The sequence below is a fragment of the Streptomyces sp. NPDC006463 genome (assembly GCF_042870715.1).
Lineage (GTDB): Bacteria > Actinomycetota > Actinomycetes > Streptomycetales > Streptomycetaceae > Streptomyces.
Map to the genome: position 1 here is coordinate 131,071 of NZ_JBIAHP010000010.1, position 19,902 is coordinate 150,972.

Sequence of the window (19,902 nt, forward strand, 5' to 3'; positions counted from 1 at the left end):
CGCCCGAAGCGGAAGGGACCGATGCCGTGCTGCCCGTACATGTCTTCGACTACGTGATCGACCAAGTGGGAAAGGACATCGGGCGGACCAGGCCCGAGCAGGGCGGCGCCCTGCTCGGGCTGCGCGGCCGCGACGTGCTGACCGGCTTCGTGCACGACGCCCACGCGCAGGTGACACGGGTCGAGTACAGCAACACCGCCTGGCTGCTGGATGAGATCAGCCGCCAGGAGGCGGCCGGCCCGATCCGGTTCAAGGGCATCGTCCACTCCCACCCGCTCGGCATGCCGTACCCCTCCCGGCAGGACCACAGCGAGTACGGCCGCACCCTGGAGGCCGTTCCCGACCTCGGGCGGTACATCGCCCCGATCGTCACCCACGACCTCACCACACCGCTCGACCGGCACGAACTCGCCGTAGAGAACGCCCGGATGTCCTTCTTCGGGGCCATGTGGACCGCGCACGGGGTGCAGCTCCAACCACTGCGCCCGGTGGTCGTGCCCCTGGCAGCCGCCCTCCGGGAGGCCGGCATCTCCTGGTCCGACGCCTACCCGCTGACCTGCGTGGTCGGCGGGGCGGCCGGCGTACGGGTCCCGCTGCCGCGGAACCGGTCCGGGGCACGCCGGTACCTCTTCGCCACCCCCGACTTCCCGGTCACGGCGCCGCTGCTGCTGGAAGAGGCCGGAGCCGACGGACACCATCCGGAGCTGCTGGTCATCGAGTTGCCCTGGGACCACCGGGTGCCGGAGCGGGAACGGCTTCGGGAGGCCCTGCGGAACGCGGGCGGGAGTGCGGGTGCGGGTGCGGCTGCGGGCGCTGCCGCCACCGAACCGCCGCAGGTGGGAGGCGGAGAACCCTTCGCCTCCGGTCCGGTGCACCGGGACGCCCTCCCGGGCGCTCGGCCCGAGCCCCCGTCCCCTCAGCCTTCCGTTCCCTCTCCGCACTCTCCGCACTCACTGCCCGACCCGCACGCGTCGGCGCCCGTAGCCGTGCCCGTACCCGTACCCGTACCCGTGCCAACGCCCGATCCCGCGCCCTCGCCGGTCTCCCCCGACGCCGCGGCCCGTCCCGCCGAACGGCCCTCCGGACGGATCCGCCGGCTCACCATGCGGGTGGGAATCGGCCGGACCCGGGCGGCCCGCTCGGGGCTGTTCGCCCGTACGGGCGGGCTGCTGTCGCCCGCCCTCGCCGACAGCCACGTCCTGCTCGTCGGCGTCGGCTCGGTGGGCAGCTACCTCGCCGAGGTCCTGGTCCGCTCGGGCGTCGGCAGGCTCACCCTGGTCGACCCCGACCGAGTGGAGCCGGCCAACCTGGGCCGCTCGATGTTCGGCACACGGGACATCGGCCGGAACAAGGCCAAGGCCACCGCCCGCCGCCTGAAGCGGGTGAACCGGCGGCTGAAGGTCACCGTCCTCAAGCGCGAGGTCGCCGCGCTGGACAACCACACCTGGCAGCAGCGGATCGCCGACGCCCAGTTGGTGATCGCCGCGACCGATGACAACCACGCCCAGGAGCGCCTCAACCACCTCGCGTACTTCGTCGGCCGCCCGGCCCTCTTCGTCGGGCTGTACGAGGGCGCGTCGGGCGGCGAGGTCGTGTTCACCACCCCCGGATCCCCGTGCTGGTCCTGCGCCACGGGCGGGGTCCGCGAGTCCCTGGGCGATCTGGGCCACCAGCCGCGCACCAACTACGACACGGGCCGGTTGTACGCCGTACCGGGCCTGTTGACCGACATCCACCACCTGACGGCGGCCGCCGCGAAGATCGCGCTGGCCCTGCTGCACCCGCCGGGCGGCCGCGAACGGATCGGCAGCTTCCTGGCCACCCCGCTCCACAAGGACCTCTCACTCGCGCTGTTCGCCATGGAACCCGACCACTGGTTCTTCCCCCGGGTACTGGGCGAGGTTCCCGGCCAGTACGCCTTCCAGAGCATCTGGCCACGTACCCGGCGGCGACCTGACTGCCGGGTCTGCGGGGACCCCTCGCTGCGCAGCGACCCGCGGGAGCACGCTGGAGCGGGTAACGACGCGGAGATCACCAGGCGCCAGAAGGAGGCGTACGAGCAGCGGCTGCGCGGCCGGAACGCCGGGGCCTCCGGCGGCCGCCACCGCTGAACCCGGCAACGTGCCCGAGCGCCCGGGGCACACGGAACCCGGAAACAAGTAGGGGAACAGGTAAGGGGACATGGCCGACGACACGACCGAGGCTATGCGCCGGGCCCGCGAAGCCCGGCTCAAATACGGCAAACCGGCAAGCCCGCCCGTGCCTCCGGCGCCCCCGGCGACTCCCCCGCCGCCACCCCCGCGGCCCAGGCCCAGCCCCAGCCCCAGGCCCAGCCCCAGGCCGGAACCGGAACCGGTAGCGGCCCGCCCCACGCCGCCTTCGCCCCGGTCCCGTGCCGGGCTGGGCGGCCTCGCAGGAGTGGGCCAGACCGGCGCACTGACCCTCCTCCTCTGGCAGTTCCTCCGCGTGATCGACTGGCCACTCCCGTTCCAGAAGGCGGCCGAACTGTCGGTGCACTGGCGGTTCCCGCACGAGCAGGCCGCGCGGGAGACGGCCTGGGCCGGATTCGGCGAAGTGCGCGACCTCGTGCTGTTCCAGGGCCCCGGCCGGGACTACCCCTGGCTGTACCCGGCCTGCGCCGTCCTGCTCCTCCTCCTCGTACGGGTGGCGAGGACGCCGGCCGCGCTCCAGGGCCTGCTGGGCTCGGCCGTGGCGCTCTACGGTCTCGCAGCCCTGGTCGCGAGCGGCCCAACACTGCTGACCCTGTGGCCGCTGACAGCCGCGCTGCTGGTGCTCAGCGCGGGCCTTCTGTACTGGATCCGGGTGTAGGGAAGCCCCGAACAACAGAAAACCCCCAGGTCGCAGCAACGCGACCTGGGGTTCCTCTGAGCCGCTTGCGGGATTCGAACCCGAGACCTACGCACTACGAAGCCCAACAAGATCATCTCGCCTGGTGCCAGCCTGTGCCACAAAATCCCGTTTCCCCAGGTCAGAAGCACCCTGATCTGGGCTGAAGCCCGAGCGGGTACGCACTACGTCAGGCCATGGCGGGCCACGCGGCCGGCCCCGGGCACCCGCTCGGCCCCCGGCACCACAGCCACGGCAGCAGAACGACCTTGGCTGCGGTCATTGCGAATGCCGTGTGGCGGCCGTGCCTGACCGGGCTGCTGGAGGCAGAAGAGATCGACTAGCGGAAGGTCGGTACACACCGCCGGATCAGGGCACAGTCGCTGCTCCGATACCAGCGCCAAGACGACCGGAAGCGACGGGGGGCCGCGGACGAACTCACGGCCCTGAACAAGGAGATGGGGCTGATCTGACCCCGGGGCGTTCACCGTCGTCTACGACGCCTGCGTCTTGCACCCGAGCACGCTGCGCGACCTGCTGATCCGGATGGCCCAAGCTGGGCTCGTGCAGGCTAGGTGGACCGAAAAGATCCTGGACGAGGTCTTCGCGAATCTCCAGGTCAACAGGCCGGAGCTCGCCCCCTCAAGACTGGCCCGGACCCGCGAGTTGATGAGGCGGACCGTGCGGGACTGCCTTCAACGACTACGAACCGCTCGAGTCGGCCCTACAGCTACCTGACGCCGGCGACCGCCACGTACTTGCCGCCGCCATCAGTCCCGAGCAGCTCTCGTGGGAGGCGATGCGCCGGATGGGCTAGGCGTTCATGCCTGGATCCGGTGTCTGAAACCAGAACTGAGACCGAGATCACCCGGGCGGCCCGTGCACGACGGCGGCGCAAGATCCGGAGAATAGCAAAAGCCCCAGGTCACGGCGAGTGAGTCCTGGGGCTTCTACAGAGCCGCCTTCGGGATTCGAACCCGAGACCTACGCATTACGAGTGCGTTGCTCTGGCCAACTGAGCTAAGGCGGCACCGCTGGTCAGACAAGTATTCCCCCGAAGAGGTGTGCTCATCAGCAGCGGCGCCAAGTCTACAGGGTGTGGACGGGTGCCCTGAACCAGGTTCTCCGGGGGCCGGGAATCGGGCGCCGAACGGTCAGCACTTCTTGCCGTCCGCCGGGACCTTGCCCTCCAGCAGGTACTGGTTGATCGAGGTGTCGATGCAGCCGCTGCCGCGCCCGTACGCCGTGTGGCCGTCGCCGTCGTACGTGAGGAGGGTGCCCGAGTCGAGCTGGCCCGCCAGGGCCTGGGCCCACTTGTACGGGGTCGCCGGGTCGCGCGTGGTGCCGACCACCAGGATCGGCGCGGCGCCCTTCGCGGTCAGCGCCCTCGCCGCGCCCGTGGCTTTCACCGGCCAGTACGCGCAGTTCAGCGAGGCCCATGCCAGGCCGGCGCCGAAGACCGGGGAGGCCTTCTCGAAGGACGGCAGGGCGGCCTCGACCGACTCCGGGCCGCTGAAGGCCGGGGGCTGGTCCAGGCAGTTGACGGCGGCGTTCGCGGCCATCAGGTTGGCGTACTTGCCGTCCGGATCACGCTCGTAATAGCTGTCGGCCAGGCTCAGCAGGCCCGCGCCGTCGCCGTTCATCGCCGCCGTGAGCGCCTCGCGCAGCTGCGGCCAGGCGCTCTCGTCGTACAGGGCCGCGATCACTCCGGTGGTCGCCAGGGACTCGCCCAGCGGACGGGCCTCCTCCCCGGTCGGTACGGGCTGGGCGTCGAGCTTGCGGAAGAAGTCCTTCAGGCGGTCCGCCACCGCGTCGGGATCGCCCGTGCCGAGCGGGCAGCCGGGCTGCTTCGCGCAGTCCTTGGCGAAGGCGGTGAACGCCGTATCGAAGCCCTCCGTCTGGTCCCGGTTCAGGTCCACCGCCGGGCGGCTGGGGTCCATCGCCCCGTCCAGGACCACCCGTCCGACCCGGTCCGGGAAGAGGTCCGCGTACGTCGCCCCGAGGAAGGTGCCGTACGAGGCCCCGACGTACGCCAGCTTCTCGTCGCCGAGCACCGCGCGGAGCAGGTCCATGTCCCGGGCGGCGTCGACGGTGGAGACGTGCGGAAGGACCTTCTGCGAACGCGCCTGGCAGCCGGCGGCGAACTCCTTGAACGCGGCCACCAGCCCGGCCCGCTCGACCGCGTCGTCCGGCGTCTGGTCCACCTGCGTGAACTTGTCCATCTGCGGGCCGGTCAGACACTCCACCGGACTGCTGCGGGCCACCCCGCGCGGGTCGAAGGAGACCATGTCGTACCGGGCGCGGACGGCCGCGGGATAGCCGATGCCCGCGTACGCCTGCAGGTACCCGATGCCGGAGCCCCCCGGTCCGCCCGGGTTGACCACCAGGGAGCCGAGCCGCTTGCCCGGGCCCGTGGCCGGCCGGCGGGCCACCGCGATGTCGACGTCCTGGCCGGAGCCGGCGTTCGCGTAGTCGAGCGGCGCCTTCATGGTGGCGCACTGGAACCCGGGCACACCGCAGTCGCGCCAGGTCAGCTTCTGCTCGTAGTACGGGCGCAGCGCCGCCGCATCGGGGGACGGCCGGGCGGACGGCGAACCGGAGCCCTCCTCGGAGGACGCGACGGCCCGGGGTCCCCCCGACCCGCCCGAGGTGCATCCGGAAAGCAGCAGCCCGGCGGCCGCGATCACGATCCCGGTGGTACGCAGCAGGCGACTGGTGTCCATCCTTGGAGCCTACGTGCTGCCGGCCCGGGCCAGGAGGTGATCCGCCGCCGTCCGGCCCAGGAGGGCGGCGCGCCTTCCGGGGCCCGCGCGGGCCAGGCACCGGCGGGGTGGGTCCCGCCGTCGGCGGCCGGTCCGCCCGTACGGGTGAGCTCGTCAACCGGACGTGGACCGGGCGCGGCGCTCCGGTGCCCGCTCCGCTGGTCAGAGCAGGGTCGGACCGGCGGTCACAGCAGGTGGTCGGATCAGCGGTCAGCCCGCGCGCAGCGACATCGTCATCGCCTCGACCGCGAGGAGGGGGGCCACATTGCGGTCCAGGGCGTCCCGGCAGGCGATGATCGCCTCGATCCGGCGCAGCGTCCGCTCGGGACCCGAGGCGCGGGCGATCCGGTCGAGGTCCTGCCGTATCTCCTCATTGGCGATGGCCACGGACGAGCCGAGCTGCAGGGCCAGCACATCCCGGTAGAAGCCGGTGAGGTCGGTCAGGGCGAGGTCGAGGCTGTCGCGCTGGGTGCGGGTGCGGCGCCGCTTCTGCCGGTCCTCCAGCTCCTTCATCACGCCCGCCGTGCCGCGCGGCATCCGGCTGCCCGCGCCCGCTCCGGCGCCGAGCGCGGCCCTCAGCTCCTCGGTCTCCTTCGTGTCGACCTCCTCCGCGACCTGCTTCGCGTCCTCGGCGGCGGCGTCGACCAGCTCCTGCGCCGCCTTCAGGCAGCCGCCCACGTCGTCGACCCGGAGCGGGAGCCTGAGCACGGCGGCCCGACGGGAACGGGCGGCCTCGTCGGTGGCGAGCCTGCGGGCCCGGCCGATGTGCCCCTGGGTCGCGCGGGCGGCGGCCGCCGCGGCGGCCGGTTCGATGCCGTCGCGCCGGACCAGCACCTCGGCGACGGCGTCGACGGGCGGGGTGCGCAGCGTCAGGTGCCGGCAGCGGGAGCGGATCGTGGGCAGCACGTCCTCCAGCGAGGGCGCGCACAACAGCCACACCGTCCGCGGAGCGGGCTCCTCCACGGCCTTGAGGAGCACGTTGCCCGCGCCCTCGGTGAGGCGGTCGGCGTCCTCCAGGACGATGATCTGCCAGCGGCCGACGGCCGGGGAGAGCTGCGCCCGGCGGACCAGGTCACGGGTCTCCTTCACGCCGATGGACAGCAGATCGGTACGGACGATCTCCACATCGGCGTGCGTGCCGACCACAGTGGTGTGGCAGCCGTCGCAGAACCCGCAGCCCGGCTGGCCGCCGAGGGCCCGGTCGGGGCTGGTGCACTGCAGGGCGGCCGCGAAGGCACGGGCGGCGGTGGACCGCCCGGAGCCGGGCGGCCCGGTGAACAGCCAAGCGTGGGTCATCTTGTTCGCGGCGGGCGGCGGCGTCCCGTCCGAGACGGCGGTGACCAGGGCGTCGGCATCGCGGGCGGCGGCGGCCAGCTGCGCCTGGACCCGCTCCTGTCCCACCAGGTCGTCCCATACGGGCATCCCGCCCACCGCCTTTCACTCTCCGTGCACCCATTGTGGCGCGCGCCACTGACAATCCGGCCCGGCCGGGGTCCCGCCGCGATCAGCCGCGGCGGCGCGGACCCCGCTCGTCGTCGCCGTCCCCGTACTCGTCGTCCCGGCGGCGGCCCAGCAGTTCGTCCGCCAGCGTCGGCAAGTCGTCCAGCGGGGTCTCCTCGGCCCAGTCCGGGCGCGGGCGGCGCGGGCGACCGTCGTCACCGAGGGCCGGGAGTTCCCGCGTCCGGTCGCCGCCGCCGTCCCGGAAGATGCCCGGCGGAACCCGGTCGGCCGGGTTCTCCTCGGGGCGCCGGGCCGTGGGCCGCGAGGCGGACCGGGCCTGGCCGGCCGCGCCGGGCGCACCGGCGTCCGGGCGGACGGGCGGCAGTACGGCCGTCTCGTCGGCCGGGCGGACGGGCGGCAGTACAGCCGTCTCGTCGGCCGGGCGGACCGGCGGCAGTACAGCCGTCTCGTCGGCCGGGCGGACCGGCGGCTTCGACAGATCGGCCTTGGGCACCGGAACGGTCTGGGTGACGTCGTCCGGCCGGACGACCCGGCTGAGCGCCGGGGTCTCGAGGGTCACGGCATCGTCCGGATGCGGACCGTCCGAAACCGGCGCCGAAGGAACCGGAGGAGCCACCGACGCCGACGCGGCTTCCGCCGCCGCTGCGGCAGCCGCAGCCCTCGCCGCGGCCTCGGCCGCCTCGGCCGCCGCCAGCCGGCGCGCCTCCTCGGCCTTCAGCAGGGCCTCCTCGGCCCGCCGCTGCTTCTCCAGCCGCCGCTCCTCGGCCTCGGCCCGCAGCCGGGCCTCCTCCTCGGCCTGCTTGCGCAGCCGCTCCGCCTCCGCCGCGCGCGCCTTCTCCTCCGCCTCGGCGCGCAGCCGCTCGGCCTCGGCCCGGGCCCTTGCCTCTTCCTCGGCCTTCAGCCGGGCTTCCTCCGCCTTGCGGGCGGCTTCCGCCTCGGCCTTGATCCGTGCCGCCTCGGCCTCGCGGGCCAGCCGGGCCTCTTCTTCGGCCTTCAGGCGGGCTTCCTCCGCCTTGCGTGCCGCTTCTTCCTCGGCCTTGCGCCGGGCCTCCTCCTCGGCGAGGCGCCGGGCCTCGGCCTGGGCGGCCACCTCGGCCTCGGAGAGCGGGAGCATCCGGTCCAGGCGGTGCCGTACGACGGTGGTCACCGAGTCCGGGTCCTGGCCCGCGTCGACCACCAGGTAGCGCCCCGGGTCGGACGCGGCCAGCGTCAGGAACCCGGACCGCACCCGCTGGTGGAACTCCGCCGGCTCCGACTCCAGCCGGTCCGGCGCCTCCGTGAACCGCTCCCGCGCCGCCTCCGGCGATACGTCGAGCAGCACGGTCAGGTTCGGCACGAGCCCGTCGGTGGCCCAGCGCGAGATCCGGGCGATCTCCGTCGGGGAGAGGTCGCGGCCGGCGCCCTGGTAGGCCACCGAGGAGTCGATGTAGCGGTCCGAGATGACGACGGCGCCGCGCTCCAGGGCCGGGCGCACCAGGGTGTCGACGTGCTCGGCGCGGTCGGCGGCGTACAGCAGCGCCTCGGCGCGGTTCGACAGCCCCGCGGAGGAGATGTCGAGCAGGATCGAGCGGAGCCGCTTGCCGACCGGGGTGGCCCCCGGCTCCCGCGTCACGACCACCTCGTGGCCCTTGCCCCGTATCCAGTCGGCCAGCGCCTCCACCTGGGTGGACTTGCCGGCTCCGTCGCCGCCCTCCAGGGCGATGAAGAATCCGGTGCCGGAGGCGGCCTGCACCGGCTCCCCGCCGCGCAGCGCCTCGCGCAGGTCGCGCCGCAGGGGCACGCCGCTGCGGTCGTCGAGCTTGGCGAGGACCACGGCGGCGACCGGCAGCAGCAGCGCGCCGACCAGCATCAGGGTGAAGGCGGCGCCGCCGTGCGCGAGGACGACCTCGGCGCCGGTCAGCCGGTGCGGGCCGATCACCGCGGCCAGCACCGGGGCGAGGACCGCCCCGAGGGCCACGGCCACCCGCACGACCGCCTGGAGGTGCTCGGTGACCCGCGCCCGGCGGAACTCCTCGGTCTCCTGGTCCAGCAGGGTGTGGCCGGTGCTGGCCGCGACGCCCGCGGCGGTGCCGGCCGACAGCGACAGGAGGAGCACGGTCGCCGTGTCCGGGACCAGCCCGGCCAGCAGCAGCGCAAGCCCGGCCACCGCTATGGCGAGGGCCAGCAGACGGCGCCGCGACAGGCCGGGCAGAACCTTGCCGGCCTGGGTGGCGCGGATGCCGGCGGCGGTGCCGCCGACCAGCGCGAGGACGAGCAGCGCGAAAGCGGCCGGGCCGCCACCCAGGTCGAAGGCGTGCAGTACAGACACGGCGACGGCGCTGGACACGGCTCCGGCGACTGCGGCGCAGGCCAGGACCAGGAGCGGGACGGCGCCGGTACGGCCCTTGTCGGGCCGGTCACCCGCCTTGGGTGCGCGCAGGCCCTCCAGCGGCGAGCGGGGGCGCGGGGTCTTGGCCCCGGGCAGCACCAGCGGCAGCAGCAGCGAGACCGAGGCCGCGAAGAGGCCGGAGGCCACGTACGAGCCGAGGGCGGCCTGGTTCTCGGCGAACCAGTCCACGCCGAGGGCGAGGGCCTTGCCGACCAGGGTCGCGCCGAGCAGCGCGGCCGCTGCGATCGGGAGCGCCGCGAAGGACGTACGCAGGTTCAGCCGCCGCAGCGCGTCCAGGTGGTCCGGGAGCGGCCGTACGGTCGCCCCCTCCGGCGGCGGCGTCGGCAGCAGGGCGGGAGCGGCGCTGTCCTTGGCCAGGGTCCACAGCCGCTCGGCGGCGCCGGCGACGAAGACGGTGGCCAGCAACGCGGTGAGCGCGTGGGCCGGGATCCAGTCGAGCCACAGGGGGGCGACGACGAAGAGCCCGAGGCGGACCCCGTCGGCGCCGATCATCGTCCAGCGGCGGTCCAGCTTGCCGCCGGGGGCGACGAGCCCGGCCAGCGGGCCCAGCAGGACCGCACCGAAGAACAGGGTGGCGAGGATCCGGACTCCGAAGACGACTGCGACGGCCAGGGCCGCGCCGCGGTAGCCGTCGCCGAAGGCTCCTTCGGAGACGGCCGCCTGAAGGGCCAGCAGCACCAGCACCAGCAGGGCGAGGGCGTCACCGATGCCGCTCACCAGCTGGGCGCTCCACAGCCGGCGCAGCCTGGGGGTGCGCAGCAGTGCGCGCACCGCACGCTCGCGGGAATCCGCGGCTAGGGCTTCGTCGTAGGTGGGGTTCGCCGGGGCGGTCACGACCGCTGGCTGCTCGGCTCGCGTCATCCGCCCAGCCTATCCGCTGCGCTTCGCCATTGCGGAGGCCTGTGGACAAGGTGCCGTGTGACCCCGCACCCACCTCGCGGGGCCCCGCCCGTCCCGCCGGGAACGCCGCGGGCCCCCGTGCGGTCGCACAGGGGCCCGGGGCAGGCGGAGCGGAAGACCGCAGCCGTGGCGGCTACTCGTCCGCCGGGGCGGCAGCGATCTTCTTCGTCACCGTCTTCTTCGCCGTCGTCTTCTTGGCGGCAGCCGCGGCAGTGGTCTTCTTGGCCGCCGTCGTCTTCTTCGCGGCGGCGGTCTTCGTCGCCGTCGCCTTCTTCGCCGTCGCCTTCTTCGCCGGGGCCTTCTTGGCGGGGGCCTTCTTCGCCACCTTCTTGGCCGGGCCCTTCGCCCGCTTCTCGGCGAGCAGCTCGTAGCCCCGCTCCGGCGTGATCGTCTCGACGTCGTCGTCCCGCCGCAGCGTCGCGTTCGTCTCGCCGTCCGTCACGTACGGCCCGAAGCGGCCGTCCTTGACCACCACCGGCTTCTCGCTGACCGGGTCGGTGCCCAGCTCCTTCAGCGGCGGCTTGGCCGCGGCCCGGCCACGCTGCTTCGGCTGCGCGTAGATGGCCAGCGCCTCGTCCAGCGTGATCGAGAACAGCTGGTCCTCGGTCTCCAGCGACCGCGAGTCCGTGCCCTTTTTCAGGTACGGGCCGTAGCGGCCGTTCTGGGCCGTGATCTCCACGCCCTCCGCGTCCACGCCGACCACGCGCGGCAGCGACATCAGCTTCAGCGCGTCGTCCAGCGTGACCGTGTCCAGGCTCATCGACTTGAAGAGCGAAGCCGTCCGTGCCTTGACCGCGTTCTTGCCCGTCTTCGGCGTGCCTTCGGGCAGGATCTCCGTCACGTACGGCCCGTAGCGGCCGTCCTTCGCGACGATCTCGTTCCCGGTCACCGGGTCCTTGCCCAGCTCGAACTCGCCGCTCGGCTTGGCGAACAGCTCCTCCGCGTACGCGACCGTGAGCTCGTCCGGAGCCATGTCGTCCGGTACGTCGGCACGCTGGTGGCCCTCCGCGTCCTTCTCGCCCCGCTCGACGTACGGCCCGTAGCGACCGACCCGCAGCACGATGCCCTCGCCCACCGGGAAGGAGGAGATCTCCCGGGCGTCGATCGCGCCCAGGTCCGTGACCAGCTCCTTCAGGCCGCCGAGCGCGTCGCCGTCGGCCGGTACGACCTCCGAGGCGTCCTCGGCGCCGAAGTAGAACCGCTTCAGCCACGGCACGGACTGGGCCTCGCCCCGCGCGATGCGGTCGAGGTCGTCCTCCATCTTCGCGGTGAAGTCGTAGTCGACGAGCCGGCCGAAGTGCGTCTCCAGCAGGTTGACCACGGCGAAGGACAGGAAGGACGGCACGAGCGCCGTGCCCTTCTTGAAGACGTAGCCGCGGTCCAGGATCGTGCCGATGATCGACGCGTACGTCGACGGGCGGCCGATCTCGCGCTCTTCGAGCTCCTTGACCAGCGAGGCCTCGGTGTAGCGGGCCGGCGGCTTGGTCGAGTGGCCGTCCGCCGTGATCTCGTCGGCGGCCAGCGCGTCGCCCTCCGCGACCTGCGGAAGGCGCTTCTCGCGGTCGTCGAGCTCGGCGTTCGGGTCGTCCGCGCCCTCGACGTACGCCTTCATGAAGCCGTGGAAGGTGATCGTCTTGCCGGACGCGGTGAACTCGGCGTCCCGGCCGTCCGACGCCCGGCCGCCGATCTTGACGGTGACCGAGTTGCCGACCGCGTCCTTCATCTGGGAGGCGACGGTCCGCTTCCAGATCAGCTCGTAGAGGCGGAACTGGTCGCCGGACAGGCCGGTCTCGGCCGGAGTGCGGAAACGATCACCCGAGGGGCGGATCGCCTCGTGCGCCTCCTGCGCGTTCTTGACCTTGCCGGCGTAGACGCGCGGCTTCTCCGGCAGGTAGTCGGCCCCGTAGAGCTGCGTGACCTGCGCCCGCGCCGCCGACACCGCGGTGTCGGAGAGCGTGGTGGAGTCCGTACGCATGTAGGTGATGAAGCCGTTCTCGTACAGCTTCTGCGCCACCTGCATGGTCGCCTTCGCACCGAAGCCCAGCTTGCGCGAGGCCTCCTGCTGGAGCGTCGTGGTGCGGAACGGGGCGTACGGGGAACGGCGGTACGGCTTGGACTCGACCGAGCGGACGGCGAACGAGGCACCCTCCAGCGCGGCGGCCAGCGCCCGGGCGTTCCCCTCGTCGAGGTGCAGCACCTCGCTCTTGAGCTGCCCGTTCGAGCCGAAGTCGCGGCCCTGTGCGACGCGCTTGCCGTCCACCGTGTTCAGGCGGGCGACCAGCGTGGACGGGTCCGAGGCGTCCCCGGCTCGGCCGGTGGAGAAGGTCCCGGTCAGGTCCCAGTACTCGGCGGAGCGGAAGGCGATGCGCTCGCGCTCCCGCTCGACGACGAGGCGGGTGGCCACGGACTGGACGCGTCCGGCCGACAGCCGGGGCATGACCTTCTTCCACAGGACCGGCGAGACCTCGTAGCCGTAGAGACGGTCGAGGATGCGGCGGGTCTCCTGTGCGTCGACCATGCGCTGGTTGAGCTCGCGCGGGTTGGCGACGGCGTCACGGATCGCGTCCTTGGTGATCTCGTGGAAGACCATCCGGTGGACGGGGACCTTGGGCTTGAGGACTTCCTGCAGGTGCCACGCGATGGCTTCGCCCTCGCGGTCCTCATCGGTGGCGAGGAAGAGTTCGTCGGAGTCGGCCAGCAGCTCCTTGAGCTTCCTGACCTGCGACTTCTTGTCGGCGTTGACGACGTAGATCGGCTGGAAGTCGTGCTCGACGTCCACACCGAGGCGACGGACCTCGCCCGTGTACTTGTCGGGGACCTCCGCGGCGCCGTTCGGGAGGTCGCGAATGTGCCCGACGCTCGCCTCGACGACGTATCCCGGGCCGAGGTAGCCCTTGATCGTCTTCGCCTTGGCAGGGGACTCGACAATGACGAGTCGGCGGCCGCCCTTTGCGGTCTCGCTAGTCGGGGACAACTTGGCTCTTCTCTCCGGTCGGCACTCGGTCGCAGTACGGCGACGCTGCGGAGTGTGACGGTACAACCCGCCCCCGTGTCAAACGGCACAAGCCCGCAACGGCCACTCGAACGGTAACCCGACAAGTGCCGTTTCTGCCGCCCGGATGCCGCGCCGGACCCTTCCCGATCACCGTGCCGGGTGGCCGGGGGGCCGTCTGGCCGCGCTCCCGCACCCTGTCCCACGTGGGCTTCTCCCACGGATTCGGGCCGGTCGCGGCCCCGCCTCAGAACCGTGCGAGGCACCACACCCCGAGCGCCAGCGACGTCCCGCCGGCGAGCAGGGCCAGCGGTACGGCCACGACGGGGCGCACACCCTCAGCCACCGGCGCGCGGTGCAGTGTGCGCGCCCCCGTCCAGGCCAGCAGAGCTGCCCCGAACAGCAGGAACACGGTCCCCGCGAAGATCGCCGGGCCGTTCTCCATGCCGCTCCCCTTACCCCTGGGCCGCTCCCGGGATCCCCCCGGATCCCGCTGGTCAGGAGCCTTCCAGCCACTCGGGAACGGCGGGCGAACCCCGGGTTACATCCCGGTGCCGACTACCGGGCGGGGTGCGTCACCGGCTCCAGGAAGCCCTGCTCGACCAGCATCCGGATGGCCTCCGGGGTCCGGTCCCGCAGGACAACCGGATCCTCCTGCACCAGTTGCGCGATGGCATCCAGGATCCGACCCGCGGTCAGTGAGCCGTCACACACTCCGGCGAAGCCCGCCCCCACCGTGTCGACCTTGGTGGCACGCCGCATCCCGCGGTTCTGCCGGAGCACCACGTGCTCCGGATCCTCCGCGCCGGGCGCGCCGACCTGCTCCTGCACCACCTCGCCCGCCAGCACGAAGTAGCCCTCCAGCAGGGAGGCGTCGTCGTGCTCGCGCAGGTAGTCCTGGCGGGCGAAGTGGGCCAGGACGGTCTCGCCGAGCGGCTGCTCCACGGAGTGCGGCCACTCCTCGACCACGATCGAGGGCTCGGCCGCGTCCGACCGGCGCAAGGTGATCCACCCGAAGCCGACGGACTTCGTCTTGCGGGCCTCGAACTCGTCCAGCCAGGCCTCGTACCGCCGCGCGTACTCGGCCGGGTCGGTGCGGTGGTCGCCCGCGTCGCGCAGCCACAGCTCCGCGTACTGCGTCACGTCCTGCACGTCACGCTGCACGATCCACGCGTCGCAGCCGCGCGGCACCCAGGAACGGACCCGGTCGTGCCAGTCCTCGCCCTCCACGTGCTGCCAGTTGCCGAGGAACTGCGCGTACCCGCCGGGATTGAGGTGCGCGCCCGCGTCCTCGACCAGCGTCCGGCACAGGTCGTCGCCGCCCATACCGCCGTCCCGGTACGTGAGGCGGGCGCCGGGCGAGATCACGAACGGCGGGTTCGACACGATCAGGTCGTACGTGGCGTCCCCGACCGGTTCGAAGAGGGACCCGGTGAGCAGCTCGGCCTCCGGGGCGCCGGACAGCGCCAGCGTCAGACGGGTGAATTCCAGGGCCCGGGGGTTGACGTCGGTGGCCGTGACCCGGGTGGCGTGCTGGGCCGCGTGCAGCGCCTGGAGGCCCGAGCCGGTGCCGAGGTCCAGCGCGGAACCCGCCGGGATCCGGACGGTGATCCCGGCCAGGGTGGTGGAGGCGCCGCCCACACCTAGGACCACACCCTCGTCGCGGCTGCCGATCCCGCCCGCTCCGCCGACGGCGCAGCCGAGGTCGGAGACGATGAACCAGTCCTCGCCGTCCGGGCCTCCGTACGGCCGCACGTCGACGGTGGCGCGCACGGTGTCCTCGCCGTCGGCGGCACCCTCCCGGCGTAGCCAGCCGTCGGCCAGGGCCGCCTCGGCGGGCAGCGCGGCCGCGGCCTGCGCGTACGGAACGGGCTGCTGGAGCAGGAACAGCCGCACCAGGCTCGCGAGCGGGCCGTCACCACCTCCGCGGGTGGCGCGCAGGGCGGGAACAGTCTCGCTGCGGGCCAGTGCGGCGTAGGCGGGGGCGCCGAGCAGGTCGAGCAGGCCGTCGGCGGTGAAACCGGCGGCGAGCATGGCGGTGCGGAGCTCGGAGGCGTGATCGGGCGAGGGAAGGCTGGTGGTACTCACCCCACCATTGTGGCGGTTGGGGCCGTCAATCCGTGCGGAGCACGGGCGTCGGCGTGGGCCACCGGGGCGGGCCACGGGGTGGAACGTGCGACAGGGCGGCCAAGGCCCCTCACGGGACCCGGCCGCCCTGACCGTCGGCTGTCAGCTCATCGCCCCGACCGGCGCGCTACTTGGGCGACGGCGACGGCGCCGCCACCTGGCAGCCCTTCTGGCTGTTGATGGCCTTGTCCAGACCGCCCGCGTTGAGCTGGGCGAGCGCGTCCTTGCCGCCCTTCGTCGCCTCCTGGAGGCCGCCGGCCACTTCCTTGAGGCCGTCGGCGAACTTCGTCTGGTCCTTGGGGTCCAGGGCGTCCATCTTGACCTTCAGGTCGGCATACCCCTTGGAGGTCGCCTCGAAGCCCTTGGCCGCGGCTTCCTGGGTCGCGGCGCCGTCCTTGACCGGCGGACTTCCCGCCTGCTGCAGGGCGGTCCCCATCGTCTTGTACGACTCGGACATGGTCCCGAACGCCGCCGAGTCGGTCTTCTGGACCTCCTCGGGCTTGCTGCTCTCCGTCGCCACGCGCTTGATGTCGGCGTTGGCCGCCTCGATCTTCGTGAGCTCGGGCTGCCACTGGTCGCAGACCTTCTTGGCCCAGGCGTTGGCCTTCCCATCGCTGTCGTCCCCGCCGCAGCCGGACAGGACGAGCATCAGTACCGCACCGCCCGACAACGCGGCCGCAAGCTTCTTGTTCACCGGATTGGTCCCTTCGAAGGCTCTCGGCCCGGAAGATACACGGCTGCCATCCGGGGACACACAAAGGCGGACAGACGGCGCGTCAGTCCGCGCCGCCTGTCCGCCTTTCGGGCGCACGGCCGGCCCTGCCCGGCTCTGCCCGTACCGATGAGGCCTCGGGTCAGGAGACCGTGGCGGGGTCGGCCGGCTGGGCCACCCGCTCGGCGGCTCCGCCCTCGGTCTCGTCGCCGACCGCGATGCCGCGGCGCTTGGAGACGTACACCGCGCCGATGATGACGCCGATCGCGAGGACCGCGACGATCGCCCGTACCACGGGGCTGGCGTCCGGGCCGTAGCTGAACTGCACGACGGCCGGGGCGATCAACAGCGCCACCAGGTTCATCACCTTCAGCAGCGGGTTGATCGCGGGACCGGCGGTGTCCTTGAACGGGTCACCGACCGTGTCCCCGATGACGACCGCGGAGTGGGCCTCGCTGCCCTTGCCGCCGTAGTGGCCGTCCTCGACGAGCTTCTTCGCGTTGTCCCACGCACCGCCGGAGTTGGCGAGGAAGACCGCCATCAGCGTGCCCGTGCCGATGGCACCCGCGAGGAAGGAGCCGAGCGCGCCGACGCCGAGGCTGAAGCCGACGGCGATCGGGGTGAGGACGGCGAGCAGGCCGGGCGTGGCGAGCTCGCGCAGCGCGTCCTTGGTGCAGATGTCCACGACGCGCCCGTACTCGGGCTTCTCGGAGTAGTCCATGATCCCGGGGTGCTCGCGGAACTGGCGGCGCACCTCGTAGACCACGGCGCCCGCGGAGCGGGAGACCGCGTTGATGGCGAGGCCGGAGAACAGGAACACCACGGCCGCGCCGAGGATCAGCCCGACCAGGTTGTTGGGCTGGGCGATGTCCAGGCTGAGGTTCATCTCCCCCGCCTTGGCCGCGACTTCCTTGACCGCGCCGGCGATCGCATCGTTGTACGAGCCGAACAGCGCGGCGGCGGCGAGCACGGCCGTGGCGATGGCGATGCCCTTGGTGATGGCCTTGGTGGTGTTGCCCACCGCGTCCAGGTCGGTCAGGACCTGCGCCCCGGCGCCCTCGACGTCGCCCGACATCTCGGCGATGCCCTGGGCGTTGTCGGAGACGGGCCCGAAGGTGTCCATGGCGACGATGACGCCGACCGTGGTGAGCAGGCCGGTGCCGGCCAGGGCCACCGCGAAGAGCGCGAGCATGATCGACGTACCGCCGAGCAGGAACGCCCCGTAGACGCCGAGGCCGATGAGCAGCGCCGTGTAGACGGCGGACTCCAGGCCGACGGAGATGCCGGCGAGGACGACGGTGGCCGCGCCGGTCAGGGAGGACTTGCCGATGTCCCGGACGGGCCGGCGGTTGGTCTCGGTGAAGTAGCCGGTCAGCTGCTGGATCAGCGCCGCGAGCACGATGCCGATCGCGACGGCTACGACCGCCAGGACGCGCGGGTCTCCGGAGTGCCCCGAGATCGCGGCGTCCTCGACCCCGACGAGCTCCTTGTACGTGGCCGGCAGGTACGCGTAGACGGCGATCGCGACCAGGGCCAGGGAGATCACTGCGGAGATGAAGAAGCCGCGGTTGATCGCCGTCATGCCGCTGCGGTCGCTGCGGCGCGGGGAGACCGCGAAGATGCCGATCATGGCGGTGATGACGCCGATCGCGGGGACGATCAGCGGGAAGGCCAGGCCCAGGTCGCCGAAGGCGGCCTTGCCGAGGATGAGTGCGGCCACGAGGGTGACGGCGTACGACTCGAAGAGGTCGGCGGCCATTCCGGCGCAGTCTCCGACGTTGTCGCCCACGTTGTCGGCGATGGTCGCGGCATTGCGCGGGTCGTCCTCCGGAATGCCCTGTTCGACCTTGCCGACCAGGTCGGCGCCGACGTCGGCGGCCTTGGTGAAGATGCCGCCGCCGACGCGCATGAACATCGCGATCAGCGCGGCGCCGAGGCCGAAGCCCTCCAGGACCTTCGGCGCGTCGGCCGCGTAGACCAGGACGACGCAGGAGGCGCCGAGCAGGCCGAGGCCGACGGTGAACATGCCGACCACGCCGCCCGTACGGAAGGCGATCTTCATCGCCTTGTGGGAGACCTCGGTCAGGTCCTTGGCGGGCTCGCCCTCCGCGGGGGTGGCCTCTCTCGCGGCGGCGGCGACGCGGACGTTGGCGCGGACCGCGAGGCGCATGCCGATGTAGCCGGTGGCCGCCGAGAAGAGGGCACCGACGAGGAAGAAGGCGGACCGCCCCGCCCTCTGGGACCAGGTGTCGGCGGGCAGCAGGAAGAGCAGGAAGAAGACCACGACGGCGAAGACGCCGAGCGTGCGCAGCTGGCGGCCCAGATAGGCGTTGGCGCCTTCCTGAACGGCTGCGGCGATCTTCTTCATGCTGTCGGTTCCCTCGTCGGCGGCGAGGACCTGGCGGACCAGGATCTGCGCGACGACGAGTGCGGCCAGTGCCACGGCCGCGATGACGATCACGATGAGCCGGTTGTCATCGGTGAGTACTGCGGCTGCCAGATCAGAGGTGCGATCCGGCGCGATAGGGGTGAAGAGCCCCGTCATTCGTCCTCCTTGACGTGATGAGCTCAAGATGTGGACGGATTGTAGGGAGCGCGCCCTGATCAAAACAGTGCGCAGGAAACGGAATTGGCGTGCTCCTGCTCCTCAGCAATAGATCGCGTCACTCCATTACCCTCGAAAGTGGTAATGGGGCAAAAGCATTGACGCACGGTCATTGATCTAGGGAAATGAAAAAGGCCCTGCTCAGCAGGGCCTGGATAAAGATCGGAAGATACGAAGGAATGCGCGGCGCAGTGGATCTACGGCGACTCGGGGGCTCCCGAGACCGGCCAGCTCATCCGGATGGTCCCGCCCGATTCCCCACTGGTCACCTCGACGTCGTCGACGAGCCCGCTGATCACGGCGAGGCCCATCTCGTCCTCGCCCTCGATGTCGGGGTCCAGGACGGCATCGATGCCCGACACGGCATCGCCCGGGCCGCCGCCCGGTCCGGGAACCCCGTCGCCGACCTCGATGGAGAAGACCTTCTCCTCTTCGGTCAGGACGACCCGGACGGGCGCGGTCAGTCCGATGCTGCGATGCAGTCCGACGGCACGCGAGCAGGCCTCACCCACGGCGAGGCGGACCTCGTCGAGGACGGCTTCCTCCACGCCCGCCCGGCGCGCCACGGCGGCCGCGACCAGGCGGGCCGTACGGACGTGTTCGGGCTGGGCGCTGAAGCGGAGTTCAACGGTGGCCATGCGCGTCCCCCTCGGACTACGGGCGTGCCTTGACAGGGGCCCGGGCCAACCGTGGCCCGGTACCCCCGCTCTCGTCTCGGCTCCTCGCCGTACGGAGCCGTCAGTCGGTGGCGGCGACGGCGTCTTCCACCGTGGTGTGGATCGGGAACACCTTGGTCAGACCGGTGATGCGGAAGATCTTCAGGATGCGCTCCTGGTTGCACACCAGACGCAGCGAACCCTCGTGCGCGCGGACGCGCTTGAGGCCTCCCACGAGCACACCAAGGCCGGTGGAGTCGAGGAAGTCCACTCGCTCCATGTCGACAACCAGGTGGTAGCTGCCGTCGTTCACCAACTCGACCAACTGCTCGCGCAGCTTGGGCGCGGTATACACATCAATCTCGCCACCGACCTCTACGACCGTACGGTCGCCGACAGTGCGAGTCGACAGGGACAGGTCCACGGATCCTCCAGCACCTTGCTATCGAGC

At 72.1% G+C, this 19,902-nt stretch carries 12 protein-coding genes and 1 tRNA gene; 2 read left to right on the forward strand and 11 right to left on the reverse strand.

The features are described 5' to 3' along the window. The first annotated feature begins 26 nt into the window (after window positions 1-26). Window positions 27-2,111, forward strand: coding sequence for a HesA/MoeB/ThiF family protein (locus ACFYOB_RS19695; RefSeq protein WP_388561105.1), 2,085 nt, complete (start codon window positions 27-29; stop codon window positions 2,109-2,111). Window positions 2,112-2,418: 307 nt separating this feature from the next. Then, window positions 2,419-2,829, forward strand: a complete 411-nt coding sequence (locus ACFYOB_RS19700) for a hypothetical protein (protein ID WP_388561106.1) — start codon at window positions 2,419-2,421, stop codon at window positions 2,827-2,829. A 974-nt stretch (window positions 2,830-3,803) separates the two neighbouring features. On the opposite strand, the gene ACFYOB_RS19705 is transcribed toward ACFYOB_RS19700, so the two are convergent. The 11 genes from ACFYOB_RS19705 to bldG all read right to left on the reverse strand — a co-directional run bounded on the left by ACFYOB_RS19705 (window position 3,804) and on the right by bldG (window position 19,875). Beyond that, window positions 3,804-3,877 (reverse strand) — tRNA-Thr (locus ACFYOB_RS19705). Window positions 3,878-4,001: 124 nt separating this feature from the next. Beyond that, window positions 4,002-5,570 carry an alpha/beta hydrolase gene (locus tag ACFYOB_RS19710; RefSeq protein ID WP_388561107.1) on the reverse strand — a complete coding sequence of 523 codons (1,569 nt, stop codon included), beginning with the start codon at window positions 5,568-5,570 and terminating at the stop codon, window positions 4,002-4,004. Window positions 5,571-5,819: 249 nt separating this feature from the next. Continuing rightward, window positions 5,820-7,031, reverse strand: coding sequence for a DNA polymerase III subunit delta' (locus ACFYOB_RS19715; RefSeq protein ID WP_388561108.1), 1,212 nt, complete (start codon window positions 7,029-7,031; stop codon window positions 5,820-5,822). A gap of 82 nt (window positions 7,032-7,113) precedes the next feature. Next, window positions 7,114-10,320: a dTMP kinase gene (tmk, locus tag ACFYOB_RS19720; protein ID WP_388561109.1), complete on the reverse strand. Its 3,207-nt coding sequence runs from the start codon at window positions 10,318-10,320 to the stop codon at window positions 7,114-7,116. Between the two features lie 172 nt (window positions 10,321-10,492). Continuing rightward, the gene (gene topA / locus ACFYOB_RS19725) at window positions 10,493-13,333 is read right to left on the reverse strand and encodes a type I DNA topoisomerase (protein ID WP_388561110.1); all 2,841 of its coding nucleotides are present in this window, start codon (window positions 13,331-13,333) and stop codon (window positions 10,493-10,495) included. Window positions 13,334-13,598: 265 nt separating this feature from the next. Then, complete coding sequence (locus ACFYOB_RS19730; protein WP_388561111.1) at window positions 13,599-13,796, reverse strand: hypothetical protein; 198 nt, start codon at window positions 13,794-13,796, stop codon at window positions 13,599-13,601. A 113-nt stretch (window positions 13,797-13,909) separates the two neighbouring features. Then, window positions 13,910-15,439 carry a methyltransferase gene (locus ACFYOB_RS19735; protein WP_388561112.1) on the reverse strand — a complete coding sequence of 510 codons (1,530 nt, stop codon included), beginning with the start codon at window positions 15,437-15,439 and terminating at the stop codon, window positions 13,910-13,912. Between the two features lie 166 nt (window positions 15,440-15,605). Then, on the reverse strand, window positions 15,606-16,172 hold the full coding sequence (locus ACFYOB_RS19740; protein WP_388561113.1) for a small secreted protein: 567 nt from the start codon (window positions 16,170-16,172) through the stop codon (window positions 15,606-15,608). Window positions 16,173-16,332: 160 nt separating this feature from the next. Next, window positions 16,333-18,735: a sodium-translocating pyrophosphatase gene (locus tag ACFYOB_RS19745; RefSeq protein WP_388561114.1), complete on the reverse strand. Its 2,403-nt coding sequence runs from the start codon at window positions 18,733-18,735 to the stop codon at window positions 16,333-16,335. 257 nt (window positions 18,736-18,992) lie between these two features. Then, on the reverse strand, window positions 18,993-19,433 hold the full coding sequence (locus tag ACFYOB_RS19750; RefSeq protein WP_388561115.1) for an ATP-binding protein: 441 nt from the start codon (window positions 19,431-19,433) through the stop codon (window positions 18,993-18,995). 100 nt (window positions 19,434-19,533) lie between these two features. Beyond that, window positions 19,534-19,875: an anti-sigma factor antagonist BldG gene (gene bldG / locus ACFYOB_RS19755; RefSeq protein WP_030152678.1), complete on the reverse strand. Its 342-nt coding sequence runs from the start codon at window positions 19,873-19,875 to the stop codon at window positions 19,534-19,536. Between the last annotated feature and the right edge of the window lie 27 nt (window positions 19,876-19,902).